Source organism: Nonomuraea polychroma, from assembly GCF_004011505.1.
In the GTDB taxonomy this organism is placed as follows: Bacteria; Actinomycetota; Actinomycetes; order Streptosporangiales; family Streptosporangiaceae; genus Nonomuraea; species Nonomuraea polychroma.
Genome location: NZ_SAUN01000001.1, coordinates 8,724,435 through 8,745,941 on the forward strand (window position 1 = coordinate 8,724,435; position 21,507 = coordinate 8,745,941).

Here is a 21,507-nt window from a genome sequence, read left to right on the forward strand (position 1 = left end):
GACGAGTACACAAGCCCCCGGTTCAAGGAGATCTACACCCATGGGCCACTACAAGAGCAACGTTCGCGACCTGGAATTCAACCTCTTCGAGGTCTTCGGGCGCCGCGAGATCCTCGGCACAGGGCCCTTTGCGGAAGTGGACGAGGATGTCGCGCGGAGCATTCTCGAAGAGGTCAACAGGCTGGCCACCGGAGTCCTCGCCGACTCCTTCGAGGAAGGCGACAGGCACCCGCCCGTCTTCGACCCGGCGACCAGCAGTGTCGAGATCCCCGAGGGCTTCAAGAAGTCGTACAAGGCGCTGGTCGACGGCGGCTGGGCGCACCTCGACCTGCCCACCGAGCTCGGCGGACCCGGCATCCCGCGCAGCCTGGCCTGGTCGACGGCCGAGATGGTGCTGGGCGCGAACCCGGCGCTCTACATGTACGCCGCCGGCCCCAACTTCGCCTACACGCTGTGGAAGGTCGGCACCCCGGAGCAGAAGCGCTTCGCCGAGCTGGCCATCGAGCGCAACTGGGGCGCCACCATGGTGCTCACCGAGCCGGACGCCGGCTCCGACGTGGGCGCCGGGCGGGCCAAGGCTGTGCAGCAGCCCGACGGCAGCTGGCACATCGAGGGCGTCAAGCGCTTCATCACCAGCGCCGAGCACGACATGACCGACAACATCTTCCACCTCGTCCTGGCGCGCCCTGAGGGCCACGGTCCCGGCACCAAGGGCCTGTCGATGTTCCTGGTGCCGAAGTTCCACGTTGATCTCGAGACCGGCGAGCTGGGCGAGCGCAACGGCGTCTACGTCACGAACGTCGAGAAGAAGATGGGGCTGAAGGTCTCCACGACCTGCGAGCTGACCTTCGGCGAGAAGCACCCGGCGGTCGGCTGGCTGGTCGGCGAGGCGCACGAGGGCATCAAGCAGATGTTCATGGTGATCGAGCACGCCCGCATGATGGTCGGCACCAAGGCCATCGCCACGCTGTCCACGGGCTACCTGAACGCCCTGGAGTACGCCAAGAGCCGGGTCCAGGGCGCGGACCTGACGAAGATGACCGACAAGAGCGCCCCGCGGGTGACCATCACCCACCACCCGGACGTGCGGCGCGAGCTCATGCTGCAGAAGGCGTACGCGGAGGGCATGCGGGCGCTGGTGCTCTACACGGCCACGTTCCAGGACGCGATCCTGATCGACCCGGACGACCGGCACGCGCACGACATGAACGACCTGCTGCTGCCGGTCGTCAAGGGCGTCGGCTCGGAGCGGTCGTACGAGCTGCTCTCCCGCTCGCTGCAGACTCTCGGCGGCTCGGGCTACCTGCAGGACTACCCGATCGAGCAGTACATCCGCGACGCGAAGATCGACTCCCTGTACGAGGGCACGACCGCCATCCAGGGTCTCGACCTGTTCTTCAGGAAGATCCTGCGTAACCAGGGCGCGGCGATCGGCTCGCTGCTCGGCGAGATCAACGCGTTCGCCGGCTCCGACGCGGGCAACGGCCGGCTGAAGGAGGAGCGCAAGCTGCTCGCCGAGGCCGCCTCCGAGGTCAAGACCATGGGCGACACCATGGCGGGCTGGGCGCTCGGCTCGCTGGAGAACCCGGCCGAGGTCTACAAGGTGGGCCTCAACAGCACCAGGTTCCTGCTGGCGCTGGGCGACCTGGTGATCGGCTGGCTGCTGCTGCGCCAGGCCGAGGTGGCGCTGACCAAGCTGAGCGACGGCGAGGACCCGTTCTACCTGGGCAAGGTCGGCGCGGCATCGTTCTTCGCCAAGACCGTGCTGCCGCGGCTGACCGCCGAGCGGCGCGTGCTCGCCTCGACCGGCCAGGAGCTCATGGAGCTGCCCGAAGAGGCCTTCTGACCGCTGCCCACCCCACAGAACGCCCGCCCTCGTGCGGGCGTTCTGCCGTAGAGGACACAGTCGGCGAGACTCCGGCGGAGTACGTTTCACGGCATGAGCTCATCCGCACATGACCATCCGTTGCCGCCGCCGCGCGTCGAAGAGGTCTCCGACGGCGTCTACGCCTACATCCAGCCCGACGGAAGCTGGTGGATCAACAACACCGGCTTCCTGGCCGGGCGGCGCGGCGTGATCTGCGTCGACGCCTGCTCGACCGAGCGGCGCACGCGGTTGTTCCGCGAGGCCATCGGCAAGGTCAGCGACCGGCCGATCACCACGCTGATCAACACCCATCATCACGGCGACCACACGTTCGGCAACTGGTTGTTCCCGGAGGCCACGATCGTCGGGCACGAGGGCGTGCGCGCCCAGATCCTCGCCGACGGCCCTCCCACGTACCTCGCCGCGTGGTCACCGGACGTGGAGTGGGGTGAGATGGAGCTGACGCCGCCGTTCCTCACCTACACCGACGGGGTCACCGTGCACTCCGACGACCTGCGGTGTGAGGTCAGGCACGCGGGCGTGGCCGCGCACACGACGAACGACTCGTACGTGTGGATCCCGGAGCGGCGGCTGCTGTTCTCCGGCGACCTCGTCTTCAACGGCGGCACGCCGTTCGTGATGATGGGCTCGGTCGCGGGCGCGATCGAGACGCTCGGGCGGCTCAGAGAGCTCGGTGCGGAGACGATCGTGCCGGGGCACGGCGAGGTGTGCGGCCCCGAGGTGTACGACCGCGTGGAGGGTTACCTGAGGTTTGTGCAGGAGACGGCCAGGCGGGGCAAGGAGGCCGGGTTGTCGCCACTGGACACGGCCAGGGAGACCGATCTCGGCGAGTGGGGCGGGCTGCTGGACTCCGAGCGCATCGTGGGCAACCTGCACCGGGCCTACGCGGAGCTCGACGGGCAGCCGCTGGGCGCGCCGATCGACCTTGCCACCGCGGTGCTCGACATGATCACCTACAACGGCGGCCGGCCGCTGTCATGCTTGGCTTGATGGGTGTGATCTCCGTTAGACGGGTATGACCGTCGGCATACTCGCCATTTGCCTGGAGGTCGTCATGGGTGTCGGGGTCAGCATCTTCTTCCTCACGCTCGGCGCCATCCTGAGGTTCGCGATCGAGCCCGACGTGTTCGGACCGGCGGTCCACATGGACGTCGTCGGGATCATCTTCATGATCGTCGGCGGCGTGGGCATCGTGCTGAGCATCGTGCTGGCCCCGAGGCGGGGCCGCACCTCCGACGACAGGCTGATGCACCGGGAGAACAACCCGCCGGAGATCTAGACGCTCAGCTGCACGGCCGCCCGCGTCGCCAGGATGGGCTTGATGTGCTGGGCGATCACGGCCTGGTGCTGCGGGTGGTCGCGGTAGACCAGGAAGTCCTCGACGCTGTCGAAGTCGGCCACCACCGCGTAGTCGTGGTTGCCCTGGGTGATGCCGGCGTCCGGGCCCACCGTGTAGGAGCGCAGCTGCGGGATGGCGCCGGGCAGCTTGCGCAGCTCGGCCGTCACCGTGGCCTTCTGCTCGTCGGTCGCGTCGTCGGTCCACGTGAACAGCACGATGTGGCGAATCATGCGGGCAACCCTATCGACATTCCTTTCTGGCCCACGTTCTCGAAGACGGTGTATCAGACCGGGCTTGTGCTGTCTCAGACGTCATGGGAGCGCCCGTGTGGATCGCATCGCACGGGCCCACCGCGGAGAGCGAACGTGCTCTCGTGCCGGCCCCGCGGTGATCGCCGGGAGAGGGGTCCTCCCGGCGGTCACCGCCACCTGATCGGTCTCGGCTTGGCGGTCAGCTCCAGGCGAGCATGGTGAGCGGGTCCTCCAGCATCGCGCCCACGTCGCGCAGGAACAGCGAGCCCAGCTCGCCGTCCACGATCCGGTGGTCGAAGGAGAGCGACAAGGTCGTCACCTTGCGGACCGCCAGCTCGCCGTCCACCACCCATGGCATGTCCCGGATCTGGCCGAAGGCCAGGATCGCGGCCTCGCCCGGGTTCAGGATGGGGGTGCCGGTGTCCACGCCGAACACGCCCACGTTGGTGATCGTGATCGTGCCGCCGGCCATCTCGGCGGGCTGGGTGCGGCCTGCCCTCGCCGTCTCCGTCAGCTGGGCCAGGTGCTGGGCCAGGTCGGGGAGCGACAGGGTGTGGGCGTTCTTGATGTTGGGCACCACCAGGCCCCTGGGGGTGGCTGCCGCGATGCCCAGGTTCACGTAATGCTTGATGACGATCTCCTGGGCCTCCTCGTCCCAGGAAGAGTTGATCATCGGGTGGCGGCGGGCCGCCGTCAGGACCGCCTTGGCCACCAGAAGCAGCGGGGAGACCTTGACGTCGGCGAAGTCGGGCAGGGCCCGCAGGCGGCGCACGGCCTCCATGGTCCTCGTCACGTCGATCTGGAGGAACTCGGTGACGTGCGGGGCCGTGTAGGCGCTGGTGACCATGGCGGCGGCGGTCATCTTGCGCACGCCCTTGATGGGGATGCGCTCTTCCAGCTCGCGCGGCTGCGGCCGTTCGAAGGCGGCTGTCGGCGCCTCTGCCGCCGCGTGGACGTCCTCACGGGTGATCGAGCCCTGTGGCCCCGTGCCGGTGATCGTGGTGAGGTCCACGCCCAGGTCCTTGGCGAGCTTGCGGACCGGGGGCTTGGCCAGCACGGCCACCCCGCCCGTGGCGGGGGCCCTGTCCTCAGGGGCCTCGGAGGGGGCCGCGGTCGGTGCAGGTGGTGCGGTGGAGCGGCCGCCGTCCACCGCCACCCGGGACGGGTTGGCCACCGAGGGTGGCGGAACGTCGGTCGGGGGGCGTTTGCGGGGGCGGCGTTTCGTCGCACCGGTCTTGACGCCGTAGCCGACCAGGACCGACTGGCGTTCCTCCTTGGGTGCCGGGCTGCCGTGGGCGCCGGGTTCGACGGCGCCTTCCGCCGGAGGCTTGGGGACCATGTCGTCGGCCAGCGCCGCGCCCCGGGCGGTGGCGCCGGCCCGGTCGGCGGCCTCAGGCTGGTCGGTGGTGCCGGTGTCCTCGGGAGGAGCGGCGGCTGCGGGGGCGCCTTCCTCGGTGGTGTCGACGGCGATGATCGGCACGCCCACGTCGACCGTCTGGCCTTCCTCCGCCAGCAGGCCGGCCACCACCCCGTCCCACGGGATCGGCAGCTCGACGATCGACTTGGCTGTTTCGATCTCCACGACGATCTGGTTGACCTTGACGTCGTCGCCCGCCTTGACATGCCAGCGGACGATCTCCGCCTCGGTCAGGCCCTCCCCGACGTCCGGGAGCTTGAACTCACGTCGCATGCGGAGCCCCCTCTCAGTACCCGAAGGTGCGGTCGACGGCGTCGAGCACCCGGTCCAGGTCGGGCAGGTAGTGCTCCTCCAGCTTCGACGGGGGGTAGGGGGTGGAGAAGCCGCCGACCCGCAGGACGGGGGCCTCCAGGTGGTAGAAGCACTGCTCGGTGATCCTGGCCGCCAGCTCGGCCCCGAACCCGCTGTTCACGGGCGCCTCGTGGACGACCACGACTCGCCCGGTCCGGCGTACGGAGTCCATGACCACGGGCTCGTCCAGCGGGTTGAGCGAGCGCAGGTCCACGACCTCCAGCGAACGCCCGTCGTCCTCGGCGGCCGCGGCGGCCTCCAGGCACGTCTTGACCATGGGACCGTACGCCAGCAGCGTCACATGGGCCCCCGGCCGGACGACCTTGGCCGCGTGCAGCGGCGTCCACCAGTCGGTGGACGTGGTGTCGATCTCGGCCTTCTCCCAGTAGCGACGCTTCGGCTCGAAGAACAGGACCGGGTCGTCGCTGCGGATGGCCTGCTGGATCATGGTGTACGCGTCGGCCGGGTTGGAGCAGGCGACGACGCGCAGTCCGGCGGTGTGGGTGAAGTAGGCCTCGGGGGACTCGCTGTGGTGCTCCACCGCGCCGATGCCGCCGCCGCAGGGGATGCGGACGACCACCGGCAGTTTGATCGCCCCCAGGGACCGCATCGGCATCTTGGCCAGCTGCGTGATGATCTGGTCGGCGGCCGGGAAGACGAAGCCGTCGAACTGGATCTCGCACACCGGCCGGTAACCGCGCAGCGCCAGGCCGATCGCGGTGCCGATGATGCCGGACTCGGCCAGCGGCGTGTCGATGACGCGGTCCTCGCCGAAGTCCTTCTGCAGGCCGTCGGTGACCCGGAAGACGCCGCCCAGCTTGCCGACGTCCTCGCCCATGATGAGGACCTTGGGATCGTCCTCCATGGCCTTGCGCATGCCTTCGTTCAGCGCCTTGGACAGGCTGAGTACGGTCATCGCTCGAAACCTTCCAAGTACGCGGCGAACTGGGCGCGCTCCCGGTCGATCAGGGCGTGTGGCTCGCTGTAGACGTGGTCGAAGATGTCGAGCGGCTCGGGATCGGGCATGGCCAGACACCTCCTGCGCAGGTCGGCGCCCAGCTGGTCGGCCTCGGCCTCGATGGAGTCGAAGAACGCCTGGTCGGCGAGCTCGTTCCTGAACAGGTAGGCCTTCACCCGCTCGATCGGGTCCTTGAGCTTCCACGCCTCCAGCTCGCTGGCCACGCGGTAACGCGTCGGGTCGTCGGTGGTGGTGTGCGCGCCCATCCGGTACGTGAACGCCTCGATGAGCGTCGGCCCCTGCCCGGTGCGTGCCGCCTCCAGCGCCTTGCGCGTGACCGCCAGGCACGCGAACACGTCGTTGCCGTCCACCCGGATCCCCGGGAATCCGAAGCCGGACGCGCGGCGGTAGAGCGGGATGCGGGTCTGCTTCTCCAGCGGCTCGGAGATGGCCCACTGGTTGTTCTGGCAGAAGAACACGATAGGCGCGTTGAACACGCTCGCCCAGATGAACGACTCGTTCACGTCGCCCTGCGAGGTGGCGCCGTCGCCGAAGTAGACGATCGTGGCGGCGGTGGCGTCGTCGCGCTGGATCCCCATGGCGTACCCGACCGCGTGCAGCGTCTGGCTGCCGATCACGATCGTGTAGAGGTGGAAGTTGTGCTCCTTCGGGTCCCAGCCGCCGTGGTTGACGCCCCTGAAGAGGCCGAGCAGCTTCACCGGGTCCACGTCGCGGCACCAGGCCACGCCGTGTTCACGGTAGGTGGGGAAGGCCATGTCCACGTCGGTGAGCGCGCGCCCTGAGCCGATCTGGGCCGCCTCCTGGCCCAGCAGCGAGGCCCAGATGCCCAGCTCACCCTGGCGCTGCAGCGCCACGGCCTCCAGGTCGATGCGACGGACGAGAACAAGGTCGCGGTAGAGCGACCGGACGTCCTCCGGCGTCAGGTCGATGTCGTAGTCCGGGTGCTCGACCCGCTCTCCCTCTGGGGTGAGCAGCTGGACGAGCTCGGGAGGTGCTTCAGCACCACGAGAGGCGTCGACTGTCACGTGCCACTCCTGTGGTCTCAGGGCCGGTCTCGACGGGGTTGCCACCTTAGACCGGCCTTCTAAAGCAAGAACCATGTGGTGGTGGTTCGTACTCGTTTGGGGCCATGGTGGCAGACATCACAGTCCTGTGCGCAAGCCCCATGTCCTAGCCGTTCCCGTTGTGCCCCCGGCCACACGCCACCGGTAGGCTGGCTTTCCCAACTCCACCCGTATGCAGGAGGAACGCAGTGGCACGCGTCATCGTGGACGTCATGCTGAAGCCCGAGATCCTCGACCCGCAGGGCCAGGCGATCGCGCGGGCGCTGCCCAGGCTCGGCTTCTCTGGCGTCGCGGCCGTCCGCCAGGGCAAGCGTTTCGAGGTCGAGCTCGAAGGCCCGGCCGACGAGGCGGCGCTCGCCGAGGTGCGCAAGATGGCCGAGACTTTGCTGGCCAACACGGTGATCGAGGACTACAGCGTCCGGGTCGAGGGGTAGAGGGAAGATATGGCGGCCTGATTTCCCCCTAGGCGCTTAAAGCGGGGTTCGGACGTGCCACAATGCCACGGGCATGCCAACACTAAATAACAACAGCGTGATTTTGCGGTTAGCCCCGATTTCACAGGGAAACCTACTCCAGGTGACATTCTGGCGCCCGGAGGAGTCCGGTGGATATTGAGTTCTCGTTGGCACTGCCTCGGGATGCGATCGGCATACCGATGGTCAGGCGAGTGCTAGGCGATGCCATGCGCTCACTCAACGTGAGTGAGACCTGCATCTCCGACATGCTGCTCGCCGTCTCCGAGGCGTGCTCCAATGCGGTGCGGCACGGGGGACCCGCCAACCGCTACGAGGTGACGGCGTCGATCGGCTCCGGCCAGTGCGACGTGCGGGTGGCGGACAACGGCAACGGGGTGCCGTCGATCCCGCCGCACTTTCCCCCGCCCGACACCGAGAACGGCCGCGGCCTGCTGATCATGCGCTCCGTGGTCGACGAGATCTCCTTCGGCATCACGCCCGGCCGTGGCACCACGGTCCACCTGCGCAAGCTGCTCGACCCGGGCGACGGGGCCGACACTCGTCCGCGGCAGCTGGCAGCCGTCTGACTGTGTTCATCGCCTCCACTCCGTGGAGGCAGGCTAGTTCGCCAGACTCCGCTCTGGTCGCTGCGCTCCCGCCGCTCCTCCAGGCGACGGCACTCCCTCGCGTGCGTACCAGCCGATGCGGACCACGCGACAGCACCCGATAACCTGAGTAGACCGCCACCGTCCACCGCGAACAGACGGTGGCGCGTGCGCGCGCATTCCTCGGAGGGGACGACTGTCATGAGCGCTGCCCGTGTGGGCGTAGTCACGTTTCCCGGAACTCTCGACGACCAGGACGCCGCCAGGGCCGTACGCCTCGTGGGCGCGGAGGCGGTGCCGCTGTGGCACGCCGACCACGACCTGAAGGGAGTGGACGCCGTGTTCCTGCCCGGCGGCTTCTCCTATGGCGACTACCTGCGCTGCGGAGCCATCTCGCGCTTCGCGCCGCTCATGGACGAGCTCATCCCGGCCGCCAAGGCGGGGCTGCCCGTGCTCGGCACGTGCAACGGGTTCCAGATCCTGTGCGAGGCGCACCTGCTTCCGGGGGCCCTGACCCGCAACGCCTCGCTCCACTACGTTTGCCGTGACCAGCGGCTCAGGATCGAGCAGACGGCCACCGCGTGGACCAACGCGTACGCGCCCGGCCAGGAGATCGTGCTGCCGATCAAGCACGGCGAGGGCCGCTACGTGGCCTCCGACGAGACGCTGGCCACGCTGGAGGCCAACGACCAGGTGGTCGTGCGCTACATCGGCAACCCCAACGGCTCGCTCAACGACATCGCGGGCATCCGCAACGAGGCCGGCAACGTCGTCGGTCTCATGCCGCATCCCGAGCACGCGGTCGAGGAGCTGGTCGGCGCGCCGAGCACCGACGGCCTGGGCTTCTTCACCTCCATCCTCAAGAAGCTGGTGAACGCATGAGCGCGGACAGTGTGAAGCGGGCGGCGGAGACCCCCGACGAGCCGATGCCCTTCGCCGAGCTGGGGATGAAGCAGGACGAGTACGACCGGGTCAAGGAGATCCTGGGCCGCCGTCCCACCGGCTCCGAGCTGGCGATCTACAGCGTCATGTGGTCGGAGCACTGCTCGTACAAGTCGTCGAAGGTGCATCTGCGGCAGTTCGCCACCAAGGCGCCCAAGTCCGAGGCGCTGCTCGTGGGCATGGGCGAGAACGCCGGCGTGGTGGACATCGGCGACGGCTGGGCGGCCACGTTCAAGATCGAGTCGCACAACCACCCCTCCTACGTCGAGCCGCACCAGGGCGCCGCCACCGGCGTCGGCGGCATCGTCCGCGACATCATGTCGATGGGCGCGCGCCCGATCGCGGTCATGGACTCGCTGCGCTTCGGCGGCGCGGACGCCGTGGACACGCGCCGGGTGCTGCCGGGCGTGGTCGAGGGCATCAGCCACTACGGCAACTGCCTGGGCCTGCCCAACATCGGCGGCGAGGTCGTCTTCGACCCCTGCTACATCGGCAACCCGCTGGTCAACGCCCTGTGCGTGGGCCTGCTGCGCAAGGACCAGATCAAGCTCGCCACAGCGCCCGGGCCCGGCAACAAGGTCGTGTTGTTCGGCGCGTCCACCGGCCCCGACGGCATCGGCGGGGCCTCGGTGCTGGCGTCGGCGACGTTCGAGGACGAGTCGCAGGCCAAGCGGCCCGCCGTGCAGGTGGGCGACCCGTTCATGGAGAAGCTGCTCATCGAGTGCTGCCTGGAGCTCTACGCGGCCGACGTGGTCGTCGGCATCCAGGACCTCGGCGCGGCCGGCGTCTCGTGCGCCACGACCGAGCTGGCCGCCAAGGGCACCGGCGGCATGCAGGTCGACCTCAACCTGGTTCCGCTCCGCGACCCCTCGCTCCGGCCCGAGGAAATCCTCATGAGCGAGTCGCAGGAGCGCATGATGGCCGTCGTCCGGCCGGACGACATCCCGGCGTTCATGGCGATCTGCGAGAAGTGGGACGTCCCGGCCACCGTCATCGGCGAGGTCACCGACACCGGGCGCCTGGTCATGACGTGGGACGGCGAGGTCATCGTGGACATCCCGCCGGGCACCGCCGCCGACGAGGGGCCCGTCTACGAGCGCCCCTACCACGAGCCGGTCGGTCAGGCCGCGCTCAACGCCGACACCCCCGACCGGCTGGAGCGGCCCGCCGACCTGCGGGCCACCCTGCTGCAGCTGCTCGGCTCGCCCAACCTGGCCTCCAAGGAGTGGGTGACCTCCCAGTACGACCGCTACGTGCGCTCCAACACCGTGCTCGCCCAGCCGGCGGACGCGGGCATGCTGCGGATCGCCGAGGTCATGGCCGGCGCTGAGCCGACGACCGCGGGCATCGCACTGTCCACGGACGGCAACGGCCGCTACGCCAAGCTGGACCCGTACGCGGGGGCGCAGCTCGCGCTGGCGGAGGCGTACCGGAACGTGGCCGTGACCGGCGCCAAGCCGCTGGCCGTCACCAACTGCCTCAACTTCGGCTCCCCCGAGGACCCGGAGGTCATGTGGCAGTTCGCCGAGGCCGTGCGCGGTCTGGCGGACGCCTGCAGGACGCTGGGCGTGCCGGTCACCGGCGGCAACGTGTCCTTCTACAACCAGACGGGCGCGACGGCCATCAACCCGACGCCGGTCGTGGGCGTGCTGGGGGTCATCGAGGACGTGGCCAAGCGGGTGCCGTCCGGGTTCGTCGCCGACGGGCTGCGGGTCGTGCTGCTCGGGGACACGCGCGAGGAGTTCGGCGGCTCGGAGTGGGCGCACGTCATGCACCGCCACCTGGGCGGACTGCCGCCGCACGCGAACCTGGCGGCGGAGCAGGCGCTCGCCACCGTGCTGGTGGAGGCCGCCAAGAGAGGGCTGCTCGAAGGCTCGCACGACCTGTCGGACGGCGGGCTGGCCGTGGCGCTGGCCGAGTCGTGCCTGGCGCGGGGCGTCGGGGCGACCGTGGCGCTGCCCGGTGACGCCTTCACCTGCCTGTTCAGCGAGTCGGCGGCGCGGGCGCTGGTCGTGGTGCGGCCGGAGGCTTACGACGAGTTCGCGTCGTTGTGCGGGCGGCATGATGTGCCGTGCTACGGGCTCGGGTACACCGGGGGGTCGGCGCTCGTCGTCGAGGGCGCGTTCGAGGTGACGGTGGAGGAGCTGCGGGAAACGCACTCGGCGGCGCTTCCCGCGCTGTTCGGCTGACGGTTGCTCGGAGGGCCGGCCCGGGGGTTCCCGTGCCGGCCTCTTCGCGTTACTGCTTCTTCATGCAGATCACGTAGACGGTGCCGCTGACGGAGGTGCCGTTGTTGCCGCTGCCCTGCGACGCGGAGGCACCCTGCGGGGCCGGGGTGCCCTGTGGGGCGGCGCCATTGGGGCCGTCGTTGCCGCCGCCGTTGTCGTCCTTGGCCACGGCGACCATCCAGCCCTTGCCGTTGCCGTCCGGGGCGCTGGTCATGACCACGGCGTTCTTGAGCGTGCCGAAGGAGAAGCCGCCGCCGGTCGCCACGCCGCCCTTCTCACAGGAAGCCGTGGCCGAACCGATCGAGCTCAGGGACGCGGTCTTGGTGTAGGTCGTGTACGTGCCACCGTCGCCCGGCTCGCCCTTCGGCCCCTCCGGTCCCCTGTAACCACGGGGTCCGCGGTCGCCCTTCTCACCCTTGGCACCGGGCAGGCCGTCCTTGCCGTCCTCGCCGTTCTTGCCCGGAAGACCCTGCTCGCCCTTCGGGCCCTGGTCGCCCTTCGGACCCTGAGGGCCGGCTGGGCCGGCCGGGCCCTGGAGGCCTTGCTTGCCCTGAGGGCCGGCCGGGCCGGTCTCGCCCTTGGGGCCCTGCGGGCCCTGCGGGCCTGAGCCGTTCTGCTGGACGGTCGTGGACTCGCCGCCGATCAGGATCCGCTCCTCCGTCTTCCTGCACTTCGAAGTCGGGTTGACGATGCGGGCGTAGCGGGACTTCTTGTGCACGCAGGCGTGCACCTCACCGGCCGCCGACGATGCGGTGGCGACGCCACCGACGGCGAGGAGCGAGGCGGCGAGCGCTCCGACAGTGGCGAGGGTGAGCGTACGCCCACCGCGAACCTTGATGGCCACGGCATTGTCCTTCCAGGAACGAACGAGTGTTGCTCATGTTGTGCATGAGATTCACGTTTCAACCGTTCCAAGGGGTGACAATAACTACATAACGTATCTGTCACGAAACATTCCGTTACTGACTGATTGACCGTTTGTCTTCGACCTGGGTGAGTAAAACGACGCATTGGCGGTGGCGATGTCGCATGGATAATCGGTCTGTGTCAACCGCCGATCCCTCCCCCTACCTGCCTCCCGCCACGCAACCCGTCCGCGGTGTGGTCTGGGGGATTCACCTGGCCCTGCCGCTGCTCGGCCTCTGGTTGCTGCTCGCCCAGCCGCAGACCAACATCATGTGGCACCACAACCCCAGCCACTTCTGGATGATCATCGCGGTGGCCGGGATCAACGTGGTGCTCGGCGTGATGATCAGCGAGGCGTCGCGACGGCGCCAGGACGCCCGCCTGTTCCTGGTGTCCATGGTCTTCCTGAGCAGCGCCGGGTTCTTCTTCATGCACGGCCTGGCCACCCCGCAGATCATCCTGCCGACCGGCTCGATGGGGTTCGACCTGGGCCAGCAGGTCGGGCTCTCGATCGCGGCCGTCTTCGCGTTCGCCTCGGCTCTGCCGCTGGGCGAGCAGGCGGCCAAGCGCGTGCTGGGCTCCCAGCACTTCATCCGCGCGGTGCTCTTCGGCTTCATGATCGTCTGGGGGCTGGCGTCGCTGATCCCCGGGCTGACGCCGCTGAGTGACGCGCCCGCCAAAGAGCCGCTCTCCTGGTTCGCCTGGGCGTCCGTTCCGGGTGTCCTGCTGTACGGCGCGGCAAGCGTGATGATGTTCCTCATTCACCGGCGGCGCCCGTCGGCCATGCTGATCAGCCTGATCACGGCGTACGCGCTGCTGGCCGAGGCCATGATCGCCGGGATGTCGCAGCTCAACTGGACCCTGTCCTGGTGGGAGTGGCACCTGCTGCTGACCATGGCCTTCGTCTTCGTGGCCTACAGCGCCTACCTGCAGTTCAGGCGGGAGGGGTCGAGCGCGGGCCTGTTCGACTCGGTGGCGCTGGCGGCGACCGTGCGGCGCATCCAGGAGGACTATGACCGGGCCCTTGAGGAGCTGGTCGAGCACGTACGCCGGGGCGAGCCGCTGGCCGCGACCCGGCTGTCGGGCAAGTTCCGGCTCAACGAGGGCCAGGCCGCCGTGCTCGACCGGGCCGGCGAAGCGCTGGCCAACGAGCGCGAACTGTCCGAGCGCCTGGCCGCGCTGGTGGACGTGAGCGCCAAGACCAAGATCGGCCTGGCCGAGCAGGAGCTGCTGGCCACGTCGCTGGAGCGGGTGCGGCAGGCGTTCGGCGACGTCAAGATCGCCCTCGTGGCGGACGGCAAGACGGAGATCGGCTCGCGCTCCTACCGCTTCACCGGCGACGACCCGGTCAGGCGCGAGCAATTGATGGGCTTCCCCTTGACCGTCAAGGGGAAGCTGGCGGGCGTGCTGGAGGTGCCCGTCGGGCGCACGCGCCAGGACGAGGCGCTGGCCGCCACGCTGGCCGGGCAGTTGTCCATCTCCCTGGAGAACGCCCGGCTCTACGGGGAGCTGCACACGCTCTTCCACCAGTACATGTCGCCCGACGTGGCGCACGCGCTCCTGGCCGATCCCGGGCAGGCGGCGCTCGGCGGCGAGCTGAAGGAGCTGACCGCGCTCTTCGCCGACCTCAAGGGCTTCACGACGTTCTCGGAGAAGGTCACGCCCGGCGAGATCGTCGAGATGCTCAACCGCTACCACACGGCCGCCGTTCCCTGCATCCTGAACAACGGCGGCACGGTCGTGCAGTTCGTCGGTGACGCGCTGCTGGCGTTGTTCAACGCCCCCGCCACGCAGCCCGGGCACGCCAGGGCCGCCTGCAAGGCCGCGCTGGAGATGCAGCGGGCCGCGGCCGAGGTGGCCGAGGAGATGGCGTGGAAGCGCGTGGACGACGTCCCGTGGCCGACGTTCCGGATCGGCGTCAACACCGGTCCGGCCCTGGTCGGCAACATCGGCAGTCCCGAACTGCGCGGGTTCAACGCGATGGGCGACTGCGTGAACGTGGCCGCCAGGCTCGAGGGCATCGCCGAGCCCGGCACCGTGGTCATCGGGGAGACGACGCTCAAGCAGCTGGGCCGCGGCGCGAAGGTGAATCCGCTGGGGCGTCTCAGTCTCAAGGGCAAGGAAGAGCCTGTGGCCGCCTACGTTCTGACGGAATTGTCGTAGAAGAGCGGACCCACGTACCGACATAATCGGGCGCATGAATCCAGACCCCGGTGAGTTCCTGTCCATGCTCACCGACGAGGAAGCACAAGCCCTGCGCGCGGCCGGCCGTATCCGGCGCTGGGACCGCGGCACGGCGGTGATGAGCGAAGGCGACACGTCCGACTGGGTGCTCGTCCTGCTCGAAGGCCGGGTGAAGGTCTCCTCGCACACGAGCAGCGGGACCGAGGTCGTGCTCGCCGTGCGCGGCCCCGGTGGGCTGCTCGGCGACATGTCGGCCATCGACGGCTCCCCGCGCTCGGCCACGGTGACCGCGCTGGAGCCGATCACCGGGATCGTGGTGCGCGACTTCCCGGCGTTCCTGGAGACTCACGGGCGGATCGCGGTGCTGCTCATGAAGCTCGTCACCGAGCGGCTGCGGGACTCGGACCGCAAGCGGATCGAGTACGGCGCGTTCGACACCACGGGACGGGTGGCGACCCGGCTGATCGAGCTGGCCGAGCGCTATGGCGAGAAGACCAACAGCGGTGTCCGCGTGGCGTTGCCGCTGTCACAGGACGAGCTGGCGGGATGGACCGGCGCCTCCCGCGAGGCCGTCAGCAAGGCCCTGCGCACCCTGCGTGACCGCGGCCTCATCGAGACCGGCCGGCGGCGCGTGGTGATCCACGACCTCGACGGGCTCAAGAAACGGGCTCGGTAGCCTCCCTCACACAGTGCCCTTCAACAAAGCGGACGTACGTCGTACGTCATAGTGGAGGGCATGGTCGCGGTCACCCCCCAAGACGACAGCCGCCTTCGTTACGCCTGGCGGGTGTGCTCGGTCACCAGCCTCGGGCTCGTCCTCATCGGCATCGCCGGCAGCACGCTGAACGTCGCGTTGCCCACGGTGGTGCGGCACTTCCACGCCGGCCCGCTGGAGTCGGGGTGGATCCTGCTGGCGTTCCTGCTGGTCAACACGGCCAGCCTGGTGTTCTTCGGCCGGGTGGCCGACCTGCTCGGCCGGCGCGAGGTGTACCTGAGCGGGTTCGCCCTGTTCACCCTGGCCTCGCTGCTCGCCGGGTTCTCACCGGAGGTGTGGTTCCTGGTCGGGATGCGGGTGCTGCAGGCGATCGGCGCGGCGATGATCCTCGCGAACGGCACCGTGATCATCACGGACGCGTTCCCGCCGGAGCGGCTCAGCCAGGGCATGGGTGTCTACATGGCCACGTTGTCGGTGGCGCAGCTGGCCGGGCCCACGCTGGGCGGGCTGATCGCGAAAGCGGCCGGCTGGCAGTGGATCTTCTGGGTCAACGTGCCGGCCGGATTGATCGCGCTCGGCTGGGGTGCGTTGATCTTACGTAAGATGCCCAGGCGGCCGCGGGAGCCGGTGGACGCGCTGGGCAACGTGCTGCTGTTCGCGGCGCTGTCGGCGCTCCTGCTGGCACTGTCGGAGGCGGGTTCCCGCGGGCTGTCCAGCCCGGTCGTGCTGACCGGGGCGGCGGTGTTCGCGCTGCTGCTGCCGGCCATCGTCCTGGCCGAGCGGCGTTCCGCCAATCCGGTGCTGGACATGCGGCTGTTCGGCGGGCGGTTGCTGGCGTACGCGAACCTGGCCTCGTTCTGCAACGCGCTGGCACGCTCGGCGTTGATCCTGGTGGTGGCGCTGTACTTCCAGGCGGCCAGAGGGCTGGACGCCTTCGAGGCGGGGCTGAGCGTGTTGCCGGTGCCCGCCGGGATCGGGCTGGCCTCGCCCATCGTGGGGATGCTGGGCCGGAGCGTGTCGCCTTACGTGCTGTCCATCGGCGGGGCCATGCTGAGCGCCGCCGGGCTCGGCACGCTGATGCTCACGGCCGATCCCGGGACGCCGTACTGGATGATCGGGATCGGGCTTTTCGTGGCGGGCTGCGGCAGCGGGACGTTCCTCACCAGCAACACCACTCAGGTCATGCGGTCGCTGCCGCAGGAGAGCCTGGGTGTGGTGAACGGCTTCCGCGTCATGGTCATGAACATCGGGGTCGTGCTCAGCGTGGGCGTGTCGCTCAGCGTGCTGACCAGCAGCGTGGGGCCTGGGTTGCGGGCCCAGGTGTACGCGGGCACGCTGTCCGAGCTGTCGCCGGTGGCGGTGGGGCAGCTGATGGACGGGTTCCAGCACGCGTACGCGGTGTTGTTCGCGGTGGCCCTGGCAGGCACGCTGATGGCCGCCCTGGCCCGGCCTCAGAGGGCGGTGGCCAGCCTCGACTCCACGTCGCGGTAGCGCGTGACCGGGATGAGGTGCACGCCGGCGAAGGCGCCGGACTCGCGCAGGGCCAGGACCTGCTCGCAGGCGGCCTCCACCCCCGCCATGCGGTCCGCGGCCACCCGCTCGACCAGGTCCTCGGGGATGGCGATGTCCGGGATCGCGGCGGCGAGGGTGCGGGCGTGGCGCTCGCTCGCCAGCACCATCACGCCGGCGTAGACCGGCTTGTCCACCGGGTGGGCCTCGCGCCAGCGCAGCTGGGCCTCCAGCGAGAAGCTGACCTGAGCGAACAGGAAGTCGGCCGTACGCTTCCAGGCCGGCAGCGGGCGCAGCCCGGCGGCCGCGCCGAGCCGGAAATCGGGCGAGAACTTCCTGGCTTCCTCGAGCATCGAGCGGACGGTCAGGTCGCTGGTCCGGTTGCCGCTCGTCGGCTTGTCACCGTAGACGAAGAGGAACTGGTCCACCCCGTACGCCGCCGCCGTCAGCAGGTCGCGGCGGAAGCCCAGCAGGTTGCGGTCGCGGGAGTTGAGGCAGGCGATGCCGCGCCCGCCCATCGCCTGGACCTCGTGCGCCACGGCGACGCTCGACACGGTCGCGCGGCCGATGTGGTTGTCCGGGATGAGGAACGAGTGGGCGATGGTGCTGAGCGTGCCGATCTGGTGCCTGACGCGCTTCAGATCGGGCTTGGTCGGAGGTTCGATCTCGCAGATCAGCTCGAAGGTCACGATCACGACTCTAGCGTCTGGCCGCGAGCGCCTCGATGCCGCTCAGGACCAGGTCGACGCCGAACGTGTCGTACAGCCCCGCGTCCATTCCATCGACCATAGGACCGGCCATCTCCACCAGGTACGGGTACTTCTCGACGGGCAACGACTCCAGGCCGGCCCGCTTGGCGCGGACGATGTACTCCTCACCGGGCCGGACGTGCACGGGGGCGTCGGCGATGGCGATGGCGCTCTGCAGCAGGTATTTGCTGATCAGGCAGCTCTCCTCCACGCCGAACCCCGCCGTGCGGGCCAGCCGGAGGGCCTGGTCCCAGACGGCCAGGAAGTTCGGCACCGCGATCACGTCGACCTGCTCGAACACGTGCTTGGCGCACGGGTGCACGCGCAGCGTCCCGACCAGGCCCACCATGAGGTCGCGCAGCTGCTCCTGCCACGGGCGCTCGTCGGCCGGCTTGGGCGCGAAGCCGGCGATCAGGTGGTCGGCCATGCCGACGAGCAGCTGCTCCTTGTTCTTGTAGTGCCAGTAGAGGGCCATCGGCGTCACGCCCAGGTCCGTGGCGAGACGCCTGATCGTCACGGCGTCGAGTCCCTCGGCGTCGCCGATCTCCAGGGCGCGCTCCGCGATCGCCTGCGCGGTCAGTTTTCCCATCACGGTTGACAACTATACGCCGTACAAGTTGAACTGTACGCCGTACAAGTACAGCGTATAGGAGGCGTTTGTCATGCGCTGGTGGGCGCTGGTCGCGGTGACCTTGGGCACCTTCATGACTTATCTCGACAACAACGTGGGCAATGTCGCTTTGCCGACCATCCAGCGGGAGCTCGGGCTCACGATCTCGGGGCTGGAGTGGATCGTGAGCTCGTACATCCTGGTCTTCGCCGGGCTCATGCTGGCCGGCGGGCGGCTCGCGGACGTGTTCGGAGCCCGCAGGGTGTTCCTCGGCGGGCTCGCGGTCTTCACGGTGGCGTCGCTGGCGGCCGGACTCGCCACCAGCGGAGGCGCGCTCATCGCGGCGCGAGCCGTGCAGGGGGTGGGGGCGGCACTGCTCACGCCCACCGCGCTGGCGCTGATCGGGCAGATCTTCCCCGAGCCCGGCGAGCGCGGCCGGGCAGTGGGCATCTGGAGCGCCTCGGGGGCGCTCTCCATGGCGCTCGGCCCGGTGACGGGCGGCTTCATCAGCGAGAACCTGCACTGGAGCTGGATCTACCTGATCAACGTGCCGATCGGGCTGGTGACGTTCGGGCTCGCGCTGTGGGTGGTCCGGCCCACGTTCGCACGGCTGCGCCACAGCCTCGACCTGCCCGGGCTGGTCACGTCGGCGCTGGCGTTGTTCGCGCTGACGTACGCGCTCATCGAGGGCGAGCGGGCCGGCTGGACCTCGCCGGAGATCCTGGCCGCGTTCGGCGTGTTCGCGGCCGCGGCGGTGGCGTTCGTGCTGGCTGAGGCGCGGGCCGCGGAGCCGATGATCGTGATGTCGCTGTTCATGTCCCGGACGTTCACCGGCGGGCTGCTCACCAGCGGGATCTGGTCGTTCGGCGTGTTCGGGATCTACTTCTTCAGCGCGCTCTGGCTGCAGAACGTGCTCGGCTTCTCCCCGACCGAGGCGGGTGCCTCGTTCGTGCCGATGGCCCTGGTCATGGCCGTAGTGGCGATCCTGTCCCAGCGGGTGAGCGCGCGGCTCGGCATCGGCCCGACGGTGGCGCTCGGGATGGCGCTCATGGGCGCGGCCATCTATCTGCTCTCCGGCGTCGGCGCCGACGGCGACTACGCCGACGTGGCCCCCTGGTTCATCCTGTACGGGCTCGGCGGCGGCCTGCTGGTGCCGCTGACCGCCACCATCCTCAGCGGGATGCCCAAGGACCGCTCAGGCGTGGCCTCGGGCATGCTGAACGTCTCACGCGAGGTGTTCGGGCTGCTCGGCATCACCGTGCTGGGGGCGATCCTGGCCTCCAGGCAGAGCGGCAGCGACCTGCCGCCGCTGCCGGCCTTCCTCGACGCCTACCAGTTCACGCTGGTGATCGCGGCGGTGGTGGTGCTGACGGCGATCCCGGTCGCGTTCTACTCCCTGCGGGGAAGGACGGACACGGACGAACCTCAGGCGGCGGCACCGGCCACTGTGGGGTCCTCGAACTGAGTGCGGTAGAGCTCCTCGTAGCGGCCGCCGGCGGCGAGCAGCTCGGTGTGCGTGCCGCGCTCCACCACGCGGCCGTCCTCGATCACCAGGATGAGGTCGGCCGCGCGGATCGTGGAGAGCCGGTGGGCGATCACCACGGCGGTCCGGCCCGCGAGCGCCTCGCCGAGCGCCGCCTGCACGGCCGCCTCCGAGGTCGAGTCGAGCGCCGCCGTGGCCTCGTCCAGGATCACCACCCTGGGCCTGGCCAGCAGCAGCCTGGCAATCGTGAGACGCTGGCGCTCGCCGCCGGAGAGGCGGTAGCCGCGCTCACCGACCACGGTGTCGAGCCCGTCGGGCAACGACTGGATCAGGGTCGCCAGCCTGGCCCTGGTGAGGGCGTCCCAGAGCTCCTCCTCGGTCGCCTCCGGGCGCGCCAGCAGCAGGTTGGCCCGGATCGAGTCGTGGAACAGGTGGCCGTCCTGGGTGACCATGCCGAGCGTGTCGCGGATGGAGTCGAAGGTCAGGTCGCGCACGTCCACGCCGCCGAGCCGGACCGCGCCGGAGTCGACGTCGTACAGGCGGGGCAGGAGCTGCGCGATCGTGGACTTGCCGGCCCCCGACGAGCCGACCAGCGCCACCATCTGGCCGGGCTCGGCCCGGAACGAGACGCCGTGCAGCACCTCGACACCGCCTCGCGAGTCGAGGGCGGCGACCTCCTCCAGCGAGGCGAGCGAGACCTTGTCGGCCGACGGGTACGCGAACCGCACGTCCTCGAACTCGACCGCGACCGGCCCGTCAGGGACCTTCCTCGCGTCCGGCCGCTCCTGGATGAGCGGCTTCAGGTCGAGCACCTCGAAGACCCGCTCGAAGCTGACGACCGCGCTCATCACGTCCACGCGGGCGCTGGCCAGCGCGGTCAGCGGGGCGTACAGGCGGGTGAGCAGCATGGCCATCGACACGACCGCGCCGGGCGCCAGCTCAGCGCGCAACGCGTAGAAGCCGCCGAGACCGTACACAAGCGCCAGGGCGAGCGCCGAGACCAGGGTCAGCGCGGTGACGAAGACCGACTGGGTCATGGCCGAGCGCACGCCGATGTCCCGCACCCGCCTGGCCCGCCCCGCGAACTCGGCCGACTCGTGCGCGGGCCGGCCGAACAACTTCACCAGCGTCGCGCCCGGCGCGGAGAAACGTTCGGTCATCTGGGTGCCCATGGCCGCGTTGTGGTCGGCGGCCTCGCGGCGCAGGCGGGCGATCCTGACGCCCATCCGCCGGGCGGGCAGCACGAAGACGGGCAGGAGCAGCAGTGCGAGCAGCGTGATCTGCCAGGAGATGCCGATCATCGCGGTGAGCGTCAGCGCGAGCGTCACCAGGTTGCCGACCACGCCGGACAGGGTGTCGGTGAACGCCCGCTGCGCCCCGATCACGTCGTTGTTGAGCCGGCTGACCAGCGCGCCGGTGCGCGTCCTGGTGAAGAACGCGATCGGCATGCGCTGCACGTGGTCGAAGACCGCCGTACGCAGGTCGAGGATCAGATCCTCGCCGATGCCCGCCGACAGCCACCTGTTGACCAGCCCCAGGCCCGCCTCAGCGAGGGCCAGGCCCGCGATCGCCACGGCCACCACGACGACCACGTCCAGCGGCTCCGCGTTGAAGATCGCGTCCACCACACGTCCCGCGAGCAGCGGAGCGGCCACTGCCAGGCCCGACAGCACCACGCTGAGCAGCAGAAACAGTGCCAGTCTCCGGCGGTGCGGGCGGGCGAAGCCGGCAATGCGACGGAGCGTCGCCCTGGACAGCGGGCGACGCTCCGGCCGGTTGTTCATCGAATACAGCTGGTGCCAAGCGGTCATTTCCATGCTCATGGCATGGAA

Annotated in this window: 19 protein-coding genes; 11 read left to right on the plus strand and 8 right to left on the minus strand. The window is 69.6% G+C overall.

Annotation, left to right across the window (positions count from 1 at the left end; genetic code table 11):
* The first annotated feature begins 40 nt into the window (after positions 1–40).
* From EDD27_RS40010 to EDD27_RS40020, 3 genes are all read left to right on the plus strand, one after another.
* Entirely contained in the window at positions 41–1,846 is a 1,806-nt protein-coding gene (locus tag EDD27_RS40010; protein WP_127937006.1) for an acyl-CoA dehydrogenase, read from the plus strand.
* 93 nt (positions 1,847–1,939) lie between these two features.
* Positions 1,940–2,878, plus strand: a complete 939-nt coding sequence (locus EDD27_RS40015; RefSeq protein ID WP_127937007.1) for an MBL fold metallo-hydrolase — start codon at positions 1,940–1,942, stop codon at positions 2,876–2,878.
* A gap of 25 nt (positions 2,879–2,903) precedes the next feature.
* The gene (locus tag EDD27_RS40020) at positions 2,904–3,167 is read left to right on the plus strand and encodes a hypothetical protein (protein WP_241564513.1); all 264 of its coding nucleotides are present in this window, start codon (positions 2,904–2,906) and stop codon (positions 3,165–3,167) included.
* On the opposite strand, the gene EDD27_RS40025 is transcribed toward EDD27_RS40020, so the two are convergent.
* The 4 genes from EDD27_RS40025 to pdhA all read right to left on the minus strand — a co-directional run bounded on the left by EDD27_RS40025 (position 3,164) and on the right by pdhA (position 7,250).
* The gene (locus tag EDD27_RS40025; RefSeq protein WP_127937008.1) at positions 3,164–3,457 is read right to left on the minus strand and encodes a Dabb family protein; all 294 of its coding nucleotides are present in this window, start codon (positions 3,455–3,457) and stop codon (positions 3,164–3,166) included. The genes EDD27_RS40020 and EDD27_RS40025 overlap by 4 nt on opposite strands.
* A 220-nt stretch (positions 3,458–3,677) precedes the next feature.
* Positions 3,678–5,168 (minus strand): dihydrolipoamide acetyltransferase family protein, encoded by a 1,491-nt coding sequence (locus tag EDD27_RS40030; RefSeq protein WP_127937009.1) that lies wholly within the window; start codon positions 5,166–5,168, stop codon positions 3,678–3,680.
* Positions 5,169–5,181: 13 nt separating this feature from the next.
* On the minus strand, positions 5,182–6,162 hold the full coding sequence (locus EDD27_RS40035) for an alpha-ketoacid dehydrogenase subunit beta (RefSeq protein WP_127937010.1): 981 nt from the start codon (positions 6,160–6,162) through the stop codon (positions 5,182–5,184).
* Complete coding sequence (gene pdhA / locus EDD27_RS40040) at positions 6,159–7,250, minus strand: pyruvate dehydrogenase (acetyl-transferring) E1 component subunit alpha (protein WP_127937011.1); 1,092 nt, start codon at positions 7,248–7,250, stop codon at positions 6,159–6,161. The genes EDD27_RS40035 and pdhA overlap by 4 nt, the downstream gene beginning before the upstream one ends.
* 227 nt (positions 7,251–7,477) lie before the next feature.
* Between pdhA and purS the strand changes: the two genes are divergently transcribed.
* The 4 genes from purS (at position 7,478) to purL (ending at position 11,480) form a co-directional block, all read left to right on the plus strand.
* On the plus strand, positions 7,478–7,723 hold the full coding sequence (gene purS, locus EDD27_RS40045; protein ID WP_127937012.1) for a phosphoribosylformylglycinamidine synthase subunit PurS: 246 nt from the start codon (positions 7,478–7,480) through the stop codon (positions 7,721–7,723).
* A gap of 221 nt (positions 7,724–7,944) precedes the next feature.
* Positions 7,945–8,331, plus strand: coding sequence for an ATP-binding protein (locus EDD27_RS40050; RefSeq protein WP_127941282.1), 387 nt, complete (start codon positions 7,945–7,947; stop codon positions 8,329–8,331).
* 219 nt (positions 8,332–8,550) lie between these two features.
* The gene (purQ, locus tag EDD27_RS40055; protein ID WP_127937013.1) at positions 8,551–9,231 is read left to right on the plus strand and encodes a phosphoribosylformylglycinamidine synthase subunit PurQ; all 681 of its coding nucleotides are present in this window, start codon (positions 8,551–8,553) and stop codon (positions 9,229–9,231) included.
* Positions 9,228–11,480 (plus strand): phosphoribosylformylglycinamidine synthase subunit PurL, encoded by a 2,253-nt coding sequence (purL, locus tag EDD27_RS40060; protein WP_127937014.1) that lies wholly within the window; start codon positions 9,228–9,230, stop codon positions 11,478–11,480. The genes purQ and purL overlap by 4 nt, the downstream gene beginning before the upstream one ends.
* Before the next feature lie 49 nt (positions 11,481–11,529).
* Here the strand turns inward: purL and EDD27_RS58060 are convergent, their stop codons facing one another.
* Positions 11,530–12,363, minus strand: a complete 834-nt coding sequence (locus tag EDD27_RS58060) for a collagen-like protein (protein ID WP_206641862.1) — start codon at positions 12,361–12,363, stop codon at positions 11,530–11,532.
* Positions 12,364–12,563: 200 nt separating this feature from the next.
* Here EDD27_RS58060 and EDD27_RS40070 point away from each other — a divergent pair, with 200 nt between their 5' ends.
* Genes EDD27_RS40070 through EDD27_RS40080 form a run of 3 tightly spaced genes read left to right on the plus strand, consistent with a single transcriptional unit; the run spans position 12,564 to position 16,815 of the window.
* Complete coding sequence (locus tag EDD27_RS40070; RefSeq protein WP_241564515.1) at positions 12,564–14,588, plus strand: adenylate/guanylate cyclase domain-containing protein; 2,025 nt, start codon at positions 12,564–12,566, stop codon at positions 14,586–14,588.
* A 34-nt stretch (positions 14,589–14,622) separates the two neighbouring features.
* Positions 14,623–15,285, plus strand: coding sequence for a Crp/Fnr family transcriptional regulator (locus EDD27_RS40075; RefSeq protein WP_127937015.1), 663 nt, complete (start codon positions 14,623–14,625; stop codon positions 15,283–15,285).
* A 60-nt stretch (positions 15,286–15,345) separates the two neighbouring features.
* On the plus strand, positions 15,346–16,815 hold the full coding sequence (locus EDD27_RS40080) for an MFS transporter (RefSeq protein ID WP_127937016.1): 1,470 nt from the start codon (positions 15,346–15,348) through the stop codon (positions 16,813–16,815).
* Here EDD27_RS40080 and EDD27_RS40085 read toward each other — a convergent pair.
* Both EDD27_RS40085 and EDD27_RS40090 read right to left on the minus strand, forming a co-directional pair.
* The gene (locus EDD27_RS40085; RefSeq protein ID WP_206641864.1) at positions 16,776–17,522 is read right to left on the minus strand and encodes a methylenetetrahydrofolate reductase; all 747 of its coding nucleotides are present in this window, start codon (positions 17,520–17,522) and stop codon (positions 16,776–16,778) included. The two genes, EDD27_RS40080 and EDD27_RS40085, sit on opposite strands and share 40 nt — an antisense overlap.
* 10 nt (positions 17,523–17,532) lie before the next feature.
* Positions 17,533–18,171 carry a TetR/AcrR family transcriptional regulator gene (locus EDD27_RS40090; RefSeq protein WP_241564901.1) on the minus strand — a complete coding sequence of 213 codons (639 nt, stop codon included), beginning with the start codon at positions 18,169–18,171 and terminating at the stop codon, positions 17,533–17,535.
* A 73-nt stretch (positions 18,172–18,244) separates the two neighbouring features.
* On the opposite strand from EDD27_RS40090, the gene EDD27_RS40095 reads away from it, so the two are divergent.
* A complete protein-coding gene (locus tag EDD27_RS40095; RefSeq protein ID WP_127937018.1) occupies positions 18,245–19,657 on the plus strand; it encodes an MFS transporter in 1,413 nt (470 codons plus the stop codon).
* On the opposite strand, the gene EDD27_RS40100 is transcribed toward EDD27_RS40095, so the two are convergent.
* Positions 19,618–21,498 carry an ABC transporter ATP-binding protein gene (locus EDD27_RS40100; RefSeq protein ID WP_127937019.1) on the minus strand — a complete coding sequence of 627 codons (1,881 nt, stop codon included), beginning with the start codon at positions 21,496–21,498 and terminating at the stop codon, positions 19,618–19,620. The genes EDD27_RS40095 and EDD27_RS40100 overlap by 40 nt on opposite strands.
* Positions 21,499–21,507: the final 9 nt, after the last annotated feature.